At 58.6% G+C, this 15,889-nt stretch carries 13 protein-coding genes; 5 read left to right on the forward strand and 8 right to left on the reverse strand.

All coding sequences use genetic code 11. The annotated features are described in order from the left end of the window. Window positions 1-32: 32 nt before the first annotated feature. The 5 genes from VO84_RS15190 to VO84_RS15210 all read right to left on the reverse strand — a co-directional run bounded on the left by VO84_RS15190 (window position 33) and on the right by VO84_RS15210 (window position 5,082). Window positions 33-497, reverse strand: a complete 465-nt coding sequence (locus tag VO84_RS15190; RefSeq protein ID WP_231737964.1) for a hypothetical protein — start codon at window positions 495-497, stop codon at window positions 33-35. A gap of 205 nt (window positions 498-702) precedes the next feature. After that, window positions 703-1,953 (reverse strand): transcription termination factor Rho, encoded by a 1,251-nt coding sequence (gene rho, locus VO84_RS15195; protein WP_058188416.1) that lies wholly within the window; start codon window positions 1,951-1,953, stop codon window positions 703-705. A gap of 399 nt (window positions 1,954-2,352) precedes the next feature. Continuing rightward, entirely contained in the window at window positions 2,353-2,574 is a 222-nt protein-coding gene (locus VO84_RS15200; protein ID WP_058188417.1) for a DNA-directed RNA polymerase subunit omega, read from the reverse strand. A gap of 513 nt (window positions 2,575-3,087) precedes the next feature. After that, the gene (locus VO84_RS15205; protein ID WP_058188418.1) at window positions 3,088-3,297 is read right to left on the reverse strand and encodes a hypothetical protein; all 210 of its coding nucleotides are present in this window, start codon (window positions 3,295-3,297) and stop codon (window positions 3,088-3,090) included. 225 nt (window positions 3,298-3,522) lie between these two features. Then, complete coding sequence (locus VO84_RS15210; protein WP_058188419.1) at window positions 3,523-5,082, reverse strand: YifB family Mg chelatase-like AAA ATPase; 1,560 nt, start codon at window positions 5,080-5,082, stop codon at window positions 3,523-3,525. Window positions 5,083-5,268: 186 nt separating this feature from the next. Here VO84_RS15210 and VO84_RS15215 point away from each other — a divergent pair, with 186 nt between their 5' ends. From VO84_RS15215 to VO84_RS15225, 3 genes are all read left to right on the forward strand, one after another. Next, window positions 5,269-6,357, forward strand: a complete 1,089-nt coding sequence (locus VO84_RS15215; protein ID WP_058188420.1) for a GGDEF domain-containing protein — start codon at window positions 5,269-5,271, stop codon at window positions 6,355-6,357. A 16-nt stretch (window positions 6,358-6,373) separates the two neighbouring features. Further along, window positions 6,374-7,768, forward strand: coding sequence for an L-serine ammonia-lyase (locus tag VO84_RS15220; RefSeq protein ID WP_082662011.1), 1,395 nt, complete (start codon window positions 6,374-6,376; stop codon window positions 7,766-7,768). A gap of 444 nt (window positions 7,769-8,212) precedes the next feature. Continuing rightward, window positions 8,213-8,947, forward strand: a complete 735-nt coding sequence (locus tag VO84_RS15225; RefSeq protein ID WP_058188422.1) for a 16S rRNA (uracil(1498)-N(3))-methyltransferase — start codon at window positions 8,213-8,215, stop codon at window positions 8,945-8,947. Between the two features lie 6 nt (window positions 8,948-8,953). Here the strand turns inward: VO84_RS15225 and VO84_RS15230 are convergent, their stop codons facing one another. Both VO84_RS15230 and VO84_RS15235 read right to left on the reverse strand, forming a co-directional pair. Then, window positions 8,954-9,682 (reverse strand): MIP/aquaporin family protein, encoded by a 729-nt coding sequence (locus tag VO84_RS15230; RefSeq protein WP_058188423.1) that lies wholly within the window; start codon window positions 9,680-9,682, stop codon window positions 8,954-8,956. A 105-nt stretch (window positions 9,683-9,787) separates the two neighbouring features. Beyond that, complete coding sequence (locus VO84_RS15235; RefSeq protein WP_058188424.1) at window positions 9,788-10,861, reverse strand: purine-nucleoside phosphorylase; 1,074 nt, start codon at window positions 10,859-10,861, stop codon at window positions 9,788-9,790. 61 nt (window positions 10,862-10,922) lie between these two features. Here VO84_RS15235 and VO84_RS15240 point away from each other — a divergent pair, with 61 nt between their 5' ends. After that, window positions 10,923-11,990, forward strand: a complete 1,068-nt coding sequence (locus VO84_RS15240) for an isoaspartyl peptidase/L-asparaginase family protein (protein ID WP_058188425.1) — start codon at window positions 10,923-10,925, stop codon at window positions 11,988-11,990. Between the two features lie 70 nt (window positions 11,991-12,060). Here the strand turns inward: VO84_RS15240 and VO84_RS15245 are convergent, their stop codons facing one another. Then, window positions 12,061-13,737: a S41 family peptidase gene (locus VO84_RS15245; protein ID WP_058188426.1), complete on the reverse strand. Its 1,677-nt coding sequence runs from the start codon at window positions 13,735-13,737 to the stop codon at window positions 12,061-12,063. A 263-nt stretch (window positions 13,738-14,000) separates the two neighbouring features. Between VO84_RS15245 and VO84_RS15250 the strand changes: the two genes are divergently transcribed. Continuing rightward, window positions 14,001-15,800 (forward strand): peptidylprolyl isomerase, encoded by a 1,800-nt coding sequence (locus VO84_RS15250; protein ID WP_197414044.1) that lies wholly within the window; start codon window positions 14,001-14,003, stop codon window positions 15,798-15,800. The last annotated feature ends 89 nt before the right edge of the window (window positions 15,801-15,889 follow it).

Here is a 15,889-nt window from a genome sequence, read left to right on the forward strand (position 1 = left end):
GATAGCTCCAGAATCAAGCCGCAGAATCAACATCAACGCACGTAAGTATAGGTTCCGCAGAGGCTGGTTGAGTGCGAGATGGCTTCGAAGGTGAAGACGGGGACTGCTTCGCCGGAGAAGAAGGCCACCTGCAGGGTCTTTCCGCTGGGCCAAGTCACCATGTAATGCGTGTCTTCCGATCCGCAGAGTGTGTTTTTATGCTCGAAGCGCTGCGCGCCCGGCACGTTGAGCCGGTAGACGGCGCCGGGGCCGGCGGTGTTCGCGTCGGCATCGAAGATTGCGCTGACTTCCTCCGACTTGAGGCTGCGAATGGGCGCGATCACGTAGTTTACGAATCCAATACTGAGCTTGGACCCTGAGATAGTGAGGTCGCCGGTAACGCTTGTGGCTGTGTTGCTGGCAGCATGCCAGAAGCCGCGATCCGGCTGCTGCGCAACGCCATGCAGCGAGGTTGCGAGTGCCAGCGTTGCGACAGTTGCTTTGAGAATGTTTTGCATGTGTACTCCTGCTGGGATGTCAGGTAGTGGAGGTTTGAACGCGGGGGCTAAAGCCCAGGATGTCCTAAACGCTCCTGTCGGCACGACTAAAGTCGTGCCCTGACACAAATCCGAATCGCTCTAATAACAATATTTGCAGTAAAGGCCGGAGCTGAGCTCCGGCCTTTGCCTCATGGTGTAGTTGCTAGACCACCTAGACCCACACCTAGAGCTGGTTCATGTTCTGGAGAAACTCGGCGTTGTTGCGGACCTTCTCCAGACGGCTGATGAGGAGTTCCATGGCTTCAACCGGTGAGAGCGGGTTGAGGACCTTGCGGAGGACCCAGATGCGCTGCAGGTCTTCCTTGGGGATGAGGAGCTCTTCCTTACGGGTACCGCTGCGCTGGATGTCGATGGCCGGGAAGACGCGCTTGTCGACGAGCTTGCGGTCAAGGATGATTTCCATGTTGCCGGTGCCCTTGAACTCTTCAAAGATGACTTCATCCATGCGGGAGCCGGTATCGACGAGAGCGGTGGCGATGATGGTGAGCGAGCCGCCTTCCTCAATATTGCGCGCTGCGCCGAAGAAGCGCTTGGGGCGCTGGAGGGCGTTGGAATCGACGCCGCCTGAGAGGACCTTGCCCGAGGGAGGAACGATGGTGTTGTAGGCGCGAGCGAGGCGGGTGATGGAGTCAAGGAGGATGACGACGTCGCGCTTGTGTTCGACGAGGCGCTTGGCCTTCTCGATGACCATTTCCGCGACCTGGACATGGCGTGCGGCGGGCTCATCGAAGGTAGAGCTGATGACTTCGCCCTTGACGCTACGCTGCATGTCGGTGACTTCTTCGGGGCGCTCATCGATGAGCAGAACGATGAGGACGACTTCGGGATGGTTAGCCGTGACAGAGTTGGCGATGGACTGCAGGAGCATCGTTTTGCCGGTACGCGGCGGGGCGACGATGAGCCCACGCTGGCCTTTGCCTACGGGCGTGAGCAGATCCATGACGCGGCCACTGGTGGCCTCGCGCACGGTCTCCATCTTGATGCGCTCCTGCGGATAGAGCGGGGTGAGGTTGTCGAAGAGGATCTTGTTGCGTGTTTCCTCGGGCGACTCGAAGTTGATGGCCTCGATTTTAACGAGGGCGAAGTACTTCTCACCTTCGTGGGGCGGGCGGACGTTGCCGCTGATGGAGTCGCCGGTCTTGAGATCGAATTTGCGAATCTGCGACGGAGAGACGTAGATATCGTCGGGGCCGGGAAGGTAGTTGTAGTCCGGCGAGCGGAGAAAGCCGTAACCGTCGGGGAGGATTTCGAGGACACCGTCGGCAAAGATGTGGCCCTCTTTTTCACTCTGGGCCTGAAGGATCTTGAAGATCAGATCCTGCTTGCGAAGGCCGCTGGCGCCGGGAACTTCGAGAGTACGCGCGATGCGGCTCAGTTCGGTAATATTTTTTTCTTTGAGTTCAGAGATGGTCATGTTCACCTGCAAAGGGAGGGATGGATTGGAGGAAGAGATTGGGATGGGAAGTTGTGCTCCGAGAAATGAGGCGGGGCTTACGACATTTTCAGCAAATCCGTGCTCTTACTGCCGTCTTTCAAGATTGACGCTTCCTGCGATGGCTGCTCCATCGAGTAAATTGCTCGCTGGAAGCCTCGGGTCGCATCGACTTGAGTTTGCGGCTTTGAGATACAGCGTTTCTAAAAATGCTTGATGCTGAATGCAGTATAAATCGGTCGAGCCAGAATACCGTTGCCGGAAACTGAACAATTTGATTAAGAGCTGTGGCTGGTTAAAGGCTTGAGTGGGTTAAGGGCTGGGGCGGCTTTTGCTCAGAAAGCTGCCGCCCACAAGCCATTGCGGGTGAGGATGTTATGTTTATGCGGCGCGGCGCTGCTGCACCGGCGTTGATGCAACCGGCAAAGCAGGGGTAATGGCGGCAGGATTCGAACCATGAAAGTGGGACAGGACTTCGTTCGTAGTGTCCTGCAGACGAGTAGTTGGCTTATGCAGCTTGCGGGTCGCCTTGCTCGCCAGCTGACAGAGCTGATAACGATTGGACACATGAGAGAGTGCCCCAAAAACTAAATCAGAACGCATTTGAATTTCTCCTTCTCATTTCTGCCCGGTCGGAACATCGATAGCACCGTCAGTGCAGCCGGCAGCCTGTTTATCTGGCCGCCTTTATTCCATTCCAAGGGTTTAGACGTACGCCCCTGGTCCAGAGTTCAAAATATTTGATGCGATTCCGCACAATGTGGAACCAGATTTTTATGAATCATTCCCAAAATTCAGCTTGATCGGAAGTCCAATTGGCTTGCCGTACAGGCCTTGGGTATTGGGATGAAACACAGCGATGCACCAACGCCCGAGCCGAAGCTTCTCAACTAGTTAAGATGCGGGGAAAGAGCGGATGGACGCGCCAGCCAGACTATACATTCTCCACTAGGGGGATGGCACTCTTGACTTTATACCCGCTCATGTTTCGGGTCAATAGTTTTTTCGCGAGTAAATGTTCCTCGGCCAAAGCGATCCCGGTTCATTTATATAGTTGATTTTTATGAAGTTATAGTCGCTTTGGCCGAAGCTGTTAAATGCCGGTCGAGCGGAGTATCAATCCCGGTCCCAGGGGCGTCCATCAGGGTCAGTCATCACTGCATGCAAGTTGGTTTGATTGACCGAAGCGAGAGCGCGGGCGGGAGGCTTGGTTTTGCCGCGCGCCGCTGTGACATCGAGCTTGAAGATGCTGGCGACGAGCAAGAGGATGATCGGGAAGACGCAGAGGAATGTCTGAAGATTGCTGGGCTGAATTGTGGGGGTCATTGGAAATGTCCTGAGGTTTTGCTGCTTATTATTCAGATGCCGGGTTCCCGTTTCAGGAGTTGTTCCGGCCTGGGAAGCAGAACCTGTTTTTCTTTTCGTCGGGAACGAAAAAGGCATGAAGAGAATTGCGGGAACAGCGAGGCGGGCTGCGTACCAAAGTAATGGAAGGCAATCGAATGGCGCGGATCAGGACAGCCAGCCAAGGGACTGGCCATTGCGGCAGTATCAGGACCAGTAGCTGCGATCGAGAGTGCGGTACTGGATGGCTTCTGCGAGGTGCGAGACGGCGAGATCTCCGGCGCCTTCAAGGTCTGCAATGGTGCGGGCAACCTTGAGAATGCGGTCGTGAGCGCGGGCGGTAAGTCCCTGTTGCTGCATGGCGCGCTCAAGGAGGCGCTCGGCGTCGGGCGGGAGCTCGCAATAGGAGCGAATCTGGCGGGTGGTCATCTGGGCGTTGGAGTAGATTTTTTCGCCATGTTGCGCAAATCGGGCCCGCTGGCGCTCGCGCGCGGCAAGGACGCGGCCGCGGATTTCGGCTGAGCCTTCGGCGGCGGTGCCTCCGCGCAGCTCCTTATATTGAACGGCTGGCACCTCTATATGGATATCGATGCGATCGAGGAGTGGACCGGAGACCTTGGCGACGTAGCGCTGGATCATGGGCGGAGTACACATGCACTCGCGGGATTTGTCATTGAAGTAGCCGCAGGGGCAGGGGTTCATGGCGGCGGCGAGCATGAAGCGGGCGGGGAAGCTGAGTGACATGCTGGCGCGGGCGATAGTGACGGTGTGGTCTTCGAGCGGCTGGCGCATGACTTCAAGGACGTTGCGCGGGAATTCGGGGAGTTCGTCGAGAAAGAGCAGGCCGTTATGCGCGAGGGAGACTTCTCCGGGGCGCGGGACGGCTCCGCCGCCGATGAGACCTGCATCGGATATGGTGTGATGCGGCGAGCGGAACGGGCGCTGGGTGACGAGGCCTGCGGCTGCGTCAAGTACGCCGGCGACGGAATGAATCTTGGTGGTTTCGAGTGCCTCCTCGAAGCTGAGAGGCGCGAGGATGGATGGAAGCCGCTTGGCGAGCATGGTTTTGCCGGAGCCGGGCGGGCCGATCATCAGGATGTTGTGGCTGCCAGCCGCGGCGACTTCAAGTGCTCGCTTGGCCGTCTGCTGGCCGCGGACATCTTTGAAATCCACGTTGAAATGCTGGAGTTCGCTCAGCAGCTTCTCTGTGACCGAGCAGAAGGGAAGCCGCTGAGGTGCACCTTTCTCGGAGCAGTTGAGGAGATCGACGACATCGAGGAGCGAAGTGACCCCGTAGACACGAACACCTTCGACGACCGCGGCTTCTGCGGCGTTTGAAGCGGGAAGGATGAGGTGAGGGATGCCTTTTTCTCGGGCCATGATGGCCATGGGCAGCACGCCGGGAACGGAGCGGACACTGCCGTCGAGTCCGAGCTCGCCGACCAGGAGGTAGCCGTTGAGATTGTCGAGGCGCAGAGCGCCGTAAGCGCCGAGAATGCCGATGGCAATGGGCAGGTCGAAGCCGGAGCCCTCTTTGCGGATGTCGGCGGGGGCCAGATTGATGGTGATGTGCGTGGGGGGGATCAGGTAGCCGGAGTTCTTGATGGCGGAGCGGACGCGATTTCGGCTTTCGCGGACGGCGGCGTCGGGAAGGCCAACGGTGTGGAAGTGATCCTGCTCGGAGACTGCGCCGCTGTAATCGACTTCGACGTCGATCAGGTTGGCATCAATCCCATAAACGGCTGCGCTGAAGGATTTAAAGAGCATGATGGGGGATTTGAGGCGAGTGTATCACTTGTGTGGGATAGATCGCGCGGCGAATTTACCCGAAAATTGAGATTGAGCGATAGCACGTCTCGCTCGGGCAGATGTGGCGCATAGGGAAATGTACGGTGTATCGGGCATATTCCCGGGCGATCCACGTGTGCCGGAGTAAATCCGTAAGGGTGTTCTATGGCAATGCAGGCAAATCCGATGTCAGCCGTGGCGGCAGTTCCTTTCGACTACACGCGTGCAATGGAGTACCTGATCGATGTGGTTCAGGATCTCTCGCTGGCGCGCGATCTGGACCATGTGATCCGAATTGTGCGTCACGCCGCGCGCATGCTGACCGGCGCAGATGGCGCGTCCTTTATTCTGCGCGACGGCGACCAGTGCTATTACGCGGATGAAGAGGCGATAGGACCGTTGTGGAAGGGACTGCGTCTTCCTATGCGCGTGTGCGTTGGCGGCTGGGTGATGACGAACCGCACGCCCGTAGTAATTGACGATATCTTTGCCGATTCACGTATCACGGTGGATTTTTATCGACCCACGTTTGTACGAAGCTTGGCAATGGTGCCAATTCGCACAGTTGATCCTGTGGGCGCGATCGGCAACTATTGGAGCTATACCTATACGCCGACGGTGGAGCAGGTACGGATTCTGCAGGCGCTGGCAGATATGACGGCGGTGGCTCTTGAAAATGTGCAGCTTTATGGAAGCCTGGAACGGCGCGTGCGCGAGAGAACGGCTGCGCTGGTGGCGGAGAACGAGCGAGTCCACATGCTTTCGCTCACGGATGACCTGACAGGTTTGTTTAACCGGCGCGGCTTTATGGTGCTGGCAGCGCGGCAGCTTCGCGTGGCCCGCCGCGCGCTTGGCAACGCGTGGGTCCTGATGGCGGATATGGATGGGCTAAAACCCGTGAACGACACCTTTGGACACGACGCGGGCGACAAGCTTTTGTGCGCAGCTGCTCGAGTGCTGCGGTCATCGTCACGCGACCTGGATATTGTGGCGCGCATCGGAGGCGACGAGTTCGCGATCTTTGGAGCGGGCGAGCAGTCGCCGGCAGGTCTGGTGGAGCGTGTGCAGGGAGCAATTGACCTGCATAATATGCGCGAGGAAAAGGGATTGAAGCTCTCGATGAGCATGGGACTGGAATACTGCGAGCCAACACATGACACCTCGCTTGAATCGATGCTGACACGAGCCGACAAGGCGATGTACGCGATCAAGGGCGTACGTTCCGGCCGCGGGATGCGAGGAACCTGGTCTTAAAGCTACAATTTCTCTTGTGACGACAAGTCTTTTTGATCTTTACAAGGTGGGCGTCGGTCCTTCGAGTTCCCATACGATGGGGCCGATGCGCGCGTCGTTCCGATTTGTGCGCGGGCTGGCGGAGCGAGGATTGCTGGAGCGGGTTCGGCGTGTGCGGGCAGATCTATATGGATCGCTGGCGCTGACGGGAGTGGGCCACGCGACGGACCGCGCGGTACTGCTGGGGCTAGCGGGCAGCGAGCCGGCAACGATTGATCCCAATGCAATGGAAGCGACGGTTGGGACGATCCGCGCGAGCAGGCGAATCGTGCTTGATGGCGTTCATGCGATTGGGTTCGACGAAATTAATGACCTTGTTTTTCACAGGGACACGATGTTTCCGCCTGGTGCGAAGACGCAGCATCCCAATGGATTGCGGTTGACGGCTCTCAATGCGGAAGGCGCGACGGTGGAGGAGCGGACGTATTTCTCTGTTGGCGGCGGGTTCATTGTGGAGGATGGGGCTGCTGCTGAAGTACAGGATGGCGCTAGAGGAAAAGAAAAATATCCGTTCCGAAGCGCTGCCGAACTTTTAGAGATTGCAGCAGCAAACAAGTTAGCCATTCATGAGCTGATGATGGCGAATGAATGTGCTTCGTCGAGCGAGGCTGAGGTTCGTGCGGGCATTGAGCGGCTCTGGCAGGCAATGAAGGCTTGCATGGAACGCGGCATGGCGACGGAAGGCATTCTGCCAGGGGGATTGAATGTGAATCGCCGGGCATTCAAGCTGGCGAAACGACTGCGCGATCGCGAGAGTGAAGGCAAGGCCGGCGATCCTCTGGCTCCGCTGGACTGGGCAAAGGTATTTGCAATGGCCGTGAATGAGGAGAATGCGGCCGGCGGACGCGTGGTGACAGCGCCGACGAATGGCGCAGCGGGTTTGGTTCCTGCGGTGGCCCGCTACTATGAACAATTTGTGGAGGGCGCGGATGGTGAAGGAATTCTGCGCTACTTTCTTACCTCTGCCGCAATCGGGATTCTCTATAAAGAGAACGCCTCGATCAGTGGTGCGGAGGTGGGATGCCAGGGTGAGGTGGGTGTTGCCTGCTCCATGGCGGCGGGCGGCCTGGTTGCTGCATTAGGCGGAACGAATGGTCAGGTTGAGCATGCCGCGGAGATTGGTATGGAGCATAACCTGGGCATGACATGCGACCCGATTGGTGGTCTGGTGCAGATACCGTGCATTGAGCGCAACGCGATGGGTGCGGTGAAAGCGGTGCATGCAGCGCGGCTGGCGATGGATGAGGATGAAGGGCACAAGGTATCGCTCGATCAGGTGATCCGCACGATGTATCTGACCGGGATGGATATGCAGTCGCGTTATAAGGAGACAAGTCTAGCGGGGCTTGCATTGAATGTGATTGAGTGCTGAGTCGCGGAGTTTGCGCTGGCAGGCGAGCCGATTCATTGCGAGAAGTCTGAGTGTTATTTATCGGCGCAGGCAAAAGATAGGTTCAACCAAAATCGACAACGTGTTCCTAAAGAAAAAATTGTTGCCACTTTTTCCACTCTTAGTGTGTTTTTTTCTTGACACTTGTTTTGCGTGAATCTATACATTCCTCATCTGCAATTCACATTGCAGGATCGATGCAACTCATCGAAAAGGGAGAATAGGCAAATGGCAACGAAGAAGGCAGCCAAGAAGGCACCTGCAAAGAAGGCGGCAAAGAAGGCCGCAAAGAAGAAGTAATCGGTACCATTCAACAACAAGGCAACGTTGAAGGGGACGCTCAAAGCGTCCCCTTCAACGTTTTGCGCGAGATGTAGTCGAGAGCCTGCGGATCGCTAGAATCAATATGTTTGAAGGGATACCGAGATGACACGCCGCCGCTGGATTGCCGAGCACTGGGATGAAGCCACAGCCACACTGACCGGAACGCAGGCTGAACACCTGGCGCGGGTGTTGCGCGCACAGCCTGGAATGGAAGCCGATGTGGTGGCGGGTGGGTTTGTGTTTCATGCGGAGATTGCAGCGGTTTCACCAGAAGAGGTTCGCTTCAATCTGCTTGCGGAACTGGAGGCTGATCCGGCTCTGCCGATTACGCTGGTGATTTCGATCTTCAAGTTTGACCACATGGAGTGGGGCATTGAGAAGGCGACGGAGCTGGGCGTGACAACGATTGCGCCGGTGATTGCGCGGAGGACGGAGAAGCACCTGGCGCAGGCTGCGGCGAAGCGCGTGGAGCGGTGGCGGAGGATTGTGCATGAGGCGGCGAAGCAGTCGCGGCGATCAGATGTGCCGCTGATACTGGAGCCACAGCCGCTGGCAGAGCGAGTGAAAGCTGCTGGGGATGATGGGATGCGCATTGTGCTGGCGGAGCAGGAGCGCGGTGTGACGCTGCGCTCGGTACTCGCAGAGGCGATGAGTGCGTCTAGCAACGAGATGCCGAAGCTGGAGCTGGCCTTTGGTCCTGAAGGCGGATGGGCTCCGGAGGAAGAAGCGCTGTTTGATGCGAATGGCTGGCGCGCGGCTTCGCTTGGACCGCGGATTCTGCGTGCGGAGACTGCAGCGATTGCGGCGTTGGCTGTGGTGGGATCGTTTCTTGAGTAAGTGCCGTTAGAAATTAGCGAAGCGTAGGAAGAAGCCTGCGAGTGCGCCGCCGATGAGTGGGCCGAGGACTGGAATGGGTGCGTAGCTCCAGTTCGATCCGCCTTTGTCGGGGATGGGCGCGAGTGCGTGCACGAGTCGAGGACCGAGATCACGCGCGGGATTGATGGCGTAGCCCGTGGTGCCGCCGAGCGAGAGACCGATTCCCCAGACAAGGCTGGCGACGAGCCATTGCCCGACTCCTGCTGCGGGACCGTTGGTAGCGACTCCGCGCGAAGAGATGGCTGCCGCGACGATGATGAGCACCGCGGTGCCGATGATTTCGCTGAGGAGATTGAAGGGCGTGGCTTTGACGGCGGGAGCGGTGCAGAAGATGCCGAGCTTCGCAGACTGATCGGGCGTGTGGCTCCAGTGCGGCCCGTAGTGAAGCGCCATGAGCGCGGAACCGGCGATGGCGCCAAGCATCTGCGCGGACCAGAGTGAGAGAAGCTGAGAGAAGTCTCCTGCGCGGACGGCGGATGCGAGCGAGATGGCGGGATTGAGATGTGCGAACCCACTGCCGCATGCCTGCGCGACGAGGACACCGCAAAGTACAGCGATTCCCCAGCCGGTGGTGACGACTATCCAGCCTGAGTCAGCGGCGTACGACTTGCGGAGGGTGACGCCGGCGTTGACGCCGTTGCCGAGCAGAATGAGAACCAGCGTGCCTAGAAATTCGCCGAACCAGACAGAGTGCATGCGCGGTTGTCCTTGCGTTAAACGTTGAATTGTAGAACCCAAGCATTGTTGCGTATGCGGGTGACATTCGCCAAGGTCCTTGGCAGACGGCGGATGTGGATTCGATTAAGGATGTGATTGCTGCGGCAAAGCAACTGCGTATTTCGACCAGTTGGTTAGTAGCTCATTCACGACGGTGTGGCCGACGACGTACGCGGCTTCAAGCGAGGGGAGATAGGCGCTGTAGGTTCCGACGCGTTGCTCGGCGAGGCTCTCCGACGCGGTCATGCCGCGGGGCTGGCGATCGAAGTTGCTGACGGTGCGGAGGACGAGGATACGCGACAAATCGATGCGGCCCGCGTTGGCAAGGAAATGGAGCGATTGAAGTGTGCCGGTGTCTTCCATGGCGGTGGTGGCGAAGTTGCCTTTGTCGGCGGTGAAGTAGCGGGTCCATTCAGCGGCCCATGCGTCAAAGAGCTTGCCGTGCCAGTAGGTGGAGGATGAGACTTCGTCGCCGAGGGTGACGAAGGGAGGTTTCTGCGCGGCGGCTCCGTCAAAATTTGAGCGAACCTGTTTGAGCTTATCGGAGTCAGCGAGTGGAGTGTCTTTGGTGAGGGTGAAGGCCCACTCGGCGAGGCCCGCGTTGAGCTCGTAGAGCTGACCGGGAAGAGCGACGGCGGGCTGTTCGAAGGGACGCGTCTTGCGGAGAGGAATGAAGCCGGTAGACCAGTCAGGTGGAATCTCACGCGCGTCGATCTCATAGGCGAGATCTCCATCAATGACCCAACGCGCCCATGCGGCTGAGCCGAGAGAGATGCGATCGGGGCTGCCGCCGGCGATGCCTGCGATGATCCAGTAGGCATGGGAGAAGTCAAAGCGTGGGTCAAGACCCAGGGCCATGATTGTTGAGGCTGCAGAGGCTGTTCCCTGGCCGGTGAGGATGGCCATTTCACCGCGGTCATTCATGCGCGCGGCGTGATAGGCGGCAGGGAGCGGATAGATATGGTCGAGATGATCGCGCTCCACCCAGTACTGCAATTCGCCGGGCTTGTCTCCTGTGTCCTCGCCGAGCTCAAACATGGCGACGATGACAACCTTGACTGGAATGGGCGCGGATTGTGCGTTGACCAGACAACAGGAGGCGAAGAAAGCGCCGGTAAAAAGTGCGCGAGCAAAGTGGGGCAAGATACGGCGAGTCATGGCTGCGATGGTAAATGCGATAGTAGGATGGATAAAAATAAATGTGAAGGGAATACGCGCGATGAAACGATTCTGGCTGGCAGTGGCGACGATGGCGGTTTGTACGGCAGCAGGAGCGCAGCAGGCGGCAACGCATAAGTGGACGATTGTGGTGCATGGCGGCGCGGGTGTGATTGAACGCGTGGCGCTGGGGCCGGAGGGTGACAAGGCGTATCGCAAGAGCCTGACAGAGGCCACGATGGCGGGCGCAAAGATTCTTGACGCGGGCGGCACTGCTCTGGATGCGGTTGAGGCTACGCTGCATGTGCTGGAGGATGATCCGTTGTTTAATGCGGGGCGCGGAGCGGTATTTACTGCAGAAGGCAAGAATGAGATGGACTCCTCGATCATGGATGGCGCTACGTTGAAGGCCGGCGCAGTAGCGGGTGTGACCAAGACGCGGCATCCGATCAGCCTGGCGCGGGCGGTGATGGATAAGTCGCCGTATGTGATGATGGTTGGCCCTGGTGCGGACAACTTTGGAGCGAAGCAGGGGCTGAAGCAGGAGCCTCCGAGCTGGTTTTTTACGGAGTCGCGGTGGCAGGCGCTGGTGAAGCAGCTTGCCAAAGAGGGTAAGCCGATTCCTCCACGGCCTGAGGGCGTGCCGCCGGAGCCGGGCAAGACAGTACCGGTTGCGTTCTACTATGACGAGGCGGCGGACCCGCGCAGCCATGGGACAACGGGTGTTGTGGTGCTCGACCGTAACGGCAACCTTGCCGCAGGAACTTCGACAGGCGGATTGCAAGGCAAGATGCCGGGGCGTGTGGGCGACTCGCCGATTATTGGGGCGGGGACGTATGCGTCGAATCAATCATGCGCAGTTTCTGCGACGGGGTCGGGCGAATACTTTATCCGGCTGGGCGTAGCGCGGGAGATTTGCAACCTTGTGCGGTTCAAGGGAATGAAGATACAGGACGCGGCCGATGAGGTGATTCATCATGAGTTGGAGGCGCTGCATGGAGACGGCGGTGTGATTGCGCTTACGCCTGACGGACAGACGGCGTTCAGCTTTAATACGCCGGGAATGTTTCGTGCTCGGTTGGCGGAGGGCGGAAAGATTACTGTGGGGATTTATAACGACGAGCAGTGAGAGAAATCCTGCAGCAAAGCAAAACGGACCGGCGATTGCCGGTCCGTTTTGCTTTGCGACGTATGTGTGATTAGCGCTGGGCACCCGTGGCGGCAGGAGTTTCGTTGCGCGCCTGGGCCTTTTGTGTCAGCACCTTGTGAGCGGTGTCTTCAAGCGACTGCGCTTCAGGCAAGAAGGTGAGCGCCTTCTGAATCATCGGATCCCAGTCTGCGAGAACGCGCAGGCCGGCAACGGAGCCGAACTGGCTGCCTAGAACGCCGTCCTTGATATTGACCTTGATCCAGTCCAGATTGTCGGCGATGTCTTTGTCCGTATACTGCACGCCTTCATTGGTGAGGTACTGCTTGAAGCTGGTGATCACGGAATCGTCTACCTGGAAGCTGCGGTCGACGGAGGCGTGGGTGGAGAAGTAGAACGGCGCGTAGTGGAAGAAGGCGTTGTGATACAAAACCTCGTCCTGGAAGTGGTTGGACTTGGGCGTTTCAACCTTCTCGTCAGGAGTGATTCCGCCTCCGCCATAGACGGTGCGGCCAGCATCGGTCATCTTCACTTCGCGATTGTTGCCGTCGGCGGCGCCGGCATGATTGTAGTAGTAATCGTAGAGCGAAACGCCTTCGTAGTTGCGCTGGATGAGGCGGCCGGATGGCGTGTAGTAGTGATACGTGGTCAGCGCAAGGCCGGTGTTCTCGCTCAGGTTGTACACGGTCTGCACCAGACCCTTGCCGAAGGTGGTTTCGCCAACGATGAGAGCGCGGTCATGATCCTGCAGCGCACCAGAGACAATCTCCGCGGCTGACGCGGTGTTGCGATTGACGAGAACAACGATTGGGAATGTCTTGCCGCCGTTGCCATGTGTTGCGGTGTAGTTCTGATCGGGATAGGCGCGTCCGCGCTGCGAAACAATCGTCTGACCCTTGGCGAGCAGGTGATCACAGATCTCGACCGCCTGGCTGAGCAGGCCGCCGGGATTTCCACGCAGGTCAAGAACGAGTCCCTTCAGGTTGCTGAAGCCATCGACGGCGTCATCGACTTCCTGTGCGCTGGTTTCCATGAACTGCGTGAGGTGGACGTAACCGACGCCTGGGCGGATTTCATACTTGAGATCGACGGAGGGATGCGGAATCTCGTCCCGGACGAGATCGAAGACTAGCGGCTTGGGCTGGCCGGCGCGCGACATGCTGACCTGCACATGCGTGCCTTTGGGGCCCTTAAGATTTTTGGCCACGGAGTCGGAGTTGTTGATGATGTTGGGGTCATTGCCATCCGGGCCAACGGTGACAGGCTTGCCATCCACGGAGACGATGACGTCGGCCGGGCGGATGCCGGCGCGGAAGGAGGGAGTGCCTTCATACGGCGTGATGACGACGACCTGATCCTTGCCGGTTTTCGGATCACGCTGCTGCTGGATCAACATACCGACACCGTAATAATGGCCGCGCTGATCCTCGCGCATCTTGGCGTAGGACTTGGGATCATAGAAATTGGAATGCGGATCGAGGGTTCGCAACATGCCGGGGATGGCACCGTCGTAGATGGCAGCATCCGCCTTGTCGCCAGTGATGGGTTCGGCGTAGTTCTGCTCCACGAGAGAGTAGACATTGGTGAAGGTCTTGAGGCTGTCGCGGATCTGGCTTTCATCCTCTGAGGATTGCGCGCCGACCTTGCGCTGCAGCACGGAGCCGGCAACGGCCATGACGGCGAAGAAAAGGACGAGGAAGAAAAGTGCGCGGCGGGCGCGGGGAGTCATATGCAGCTGGAACCTCCGGGCGCAGGCTGAGGCGCGAGCCACGATATGGCCCGCCACAGCATGAGCCGTGAGCTAAAGTATAGCACCGGCTTTATGGACGCCGCGGCGGGTGCGGCGGTTAGCAATACGCGTTCCAAACAGATTTTGGAATATATGCGGGCCAGGGTCTGCCTATTGCCGATTCTGCTCCGCGGATGGCTCTCCCGGCATTTACAATGACGTCTATAAGACAGGTGATTCCATCTGTGCCTGTTATGTGCCGAATGATGACATTGAGATTGCTTCGTACTCCCGCGGTGTCTGCGTCCATGCTCTCCATGGTTGGCGCCATGCTGCTCGCTGTTCCGGCCTTTTCGCAGGCCAAACCCGTTGCCGAGCCGGCCAGCCCTTATGGCGGCGCGACCGTGGAAGAGATTATCGCCCGCGTGAACGACCAGATCATTACGCGCTCTGACTATGACCGCGCGATGAAGGAACTGGACGATGAAGGCCGCCAGCGTGGGATGACCATGCAGCAGCTCTCAGAGGCGCATAAGGATCTGCTGCGCAATCTGGTCGACCAGCAGCTTTGGCTCTCCAAGGGCAAGGAACTGGGAGTTACCGGCGACACGGAGCTGGTCAACCGGCTGAACGAGATTCGCAAGCAGTACAACCTGGGTTCGATGGATGACCTGGCGAAGGCGGCTCAGGAGCAGGGCGTTTCTTTTGAGGATTTCAAGGCGAATATTCGCAACCAGATCATTACGCAGCAGGTGATGCGTGACGAGGTGGGCCGGCGCATCAACGTTACACCGGGTGAGGCACAGCGCTACTTTGAGGAGCACAAGCAGGATTATGTGCAGCCGGAGAGCGTACATCTGAACGAGATTCTGGTTTCGACCGGCACCGGCGATGCGGACGAGGCGAAGACAGCAGCAGCCAAGGCCAAGGCGGATGATATTGAGGCCAAGCTGAAGGGCGGCGCTGATTTTGCGCAGCTGGCGCGCACTTCAAGCGATGGGCAGACGGCGGGCGAAGGCGGCGAGCTGGGTGAGTACAAGCGCGGCGCGCTGGCCAAAGTGCTGGAAGATGCAACCTTCGGCCTGAATGCGGGGCAGTACACCGAGCCGATTCGGACACGTCAGGGTTATGTGATTCTGAAGGTCACGCAACACCACACGGGGGGAGCACCGGAGTTTAAAGACGTTCAGGGTCAGGTAGAAGAAGCCTATTACATGACCAAGATGGAGCCGGCCATGCGCGAATATCTGACCAAGATGCGCGAGGACTCCTACGTCACCATCAAGCCAGGCTACGACGACACGGGCGCGACGACGAACAAGCGGATTAACCCTATCGCTTACTCGACATATACTCCACCGGCTCCGAAGAAAAAGAAGAAGGTGGAGCGCACGCGGTTCCGCGAGAACGCGCATTTCCGCGAAAAGTCGCCGCAGGTCGTGAATGTTTCCGCAACCACGACTACGACTACTCCCGCAGCCGCGAAGAAGACCACGCAAGCTGCCGAGAAGCCGGGTAAGAAGGAAAAGATTCGCTTCGGCAAGGCTCCGACGAAGACGCTGCCTACAGCTGCTACAGCAACTCCGACAGAAGATGCAAATGGAGCTTCGGGAGCAACGGCAGCCACGGCGACAGCAGGCACGCAGGTGGCGCAGAATACCGAGCCGGACAATCCGCTGGAACAGGCTGCGCCGCAGAAGAAGTCGCGCTTCAGTGAGCGCGCGAAGCAGCCGAAGCAGCCTAAGCCAACTGCGACATCTCTGAAAGACGCGCAGACTCCTGCGCCGGCAGAAGCGAGCGAGGTTGCAGATCGCCAGACGCAGTCGCAGCCGCTTGGCCTGGGTGGCGCTACTGACGCCAAGAAGAAGAAGGACAACGCTACAACGGGCGAGAAGACGCGCTTCAGCCAGCGGAAGCCGGATGATGCGCAAAAGAGCGGCGAGCCTGCGCAGCCCACGCCGATTCCGCAGGCACAGGGTGCACCTGCTGCACAGCAGCCGCCAGCCCAAGCTCCGGCACCGGCACCACAACCGCAAACTCCAGCACCGCAACCGCAACAATAAAAGCAAACGTGCGGCAAAGGCCCTCAGTGCGCTGAGGGCCTTTGCTTTTTGTGACACGCTGTCCGAGACCGGTCTTGTGCTTTATCCTT

The sequence above is a fragment of the Occallatibacter gabretensis genome (genome assembly GCF_001449115.1).
GTDB lineage: Bacteria > Acidobacteriota > Terriglobia > Terriglobales > Acidobacteriaceae > Telmatobacter > Telmatobacter gabretensis.

Coding starts and splice junctions, on each gene's coding strand:
- rho (WP_058188416.1), bottom strand. CDS start 1,953: ATGACCATCTCTGAACTCAAAGAAAAAAATATTACCGAACTGAGCCGC.
- VO84_RS15250 (WP_197414044.1), top strand. CDS start 14,001: ATGATGACATTGAGATTGCTTCGTACTCCCGCGGTGTCTGCGTCCATG.
- VO84_RS15235 (WP_058188424.1), bottom strand. CDS start 10,861: ATGACTCGCCGTATCTTGCCCCACTTTGCTCGCGCACTTTTTACCGGC.
- VO84_RS15210 (WP_058188419.1), bottom strand. CDS start 5,082: ATGCTCTTTAAATCCTTCAGCGCAGCCGTTTATGGGATTGATGCCAAC.
- VO84_RS15230 (WP_058188423.1), bottom strand. CDS start 9,682: ATGCACTCTGTCTGGTTCGGCGAATTTCTAGGCACGCTGGTTCTCATT.
- VO84_RS15245 (WP_058188426.1), bottom strand. CDS start 13,737: ATGACTCCCCGCGCCCGCCGCGCACTTTTCTTCCTCGTCCTTTTCTTC.
- VO84_RS15225 (WP_058188422.1), top strand. CDS start 8,213: ATGACACGCCGCCGCTGGATTGCCGAGCACTGGGATGAAGCCACAGCC.
- VO84_RS15200 (WP_058188417.1), bottom strand. CDS start 2,574: ATGCGTTCTGATTTAGTTTTTGGGGCACTCTCTCATGTGTCCAATCGT.
- VO84_RS15215 (WP_058188420.1), top strand. CDS start 5,269: ATGGCAATGCAGGCAAATCCGATGTCAGCCGTGGCGGCAGTTCCTTTC.
- VO84_RS15240 (WP_058188425.1), top strand. CDS start 10,923: ATGAAACGATTCTGGCTGGCAGTGGCGACGATGGCGGTTTGTACGGCA.
- VO84_RS15205 (WP_058188418.1), bottom strand. CDS start 3,297: ATGACCCCCACAATTCAGCCCAGCAATCTTCAGACATTCCTCTGCGTC.
- VO84_RS15190 (WP_231737964.1), bottom strand. CDS start 497: ATGCAAAACATTCTCAAAGCAACTGTCGCAACGCTGGCACTCGCAACC.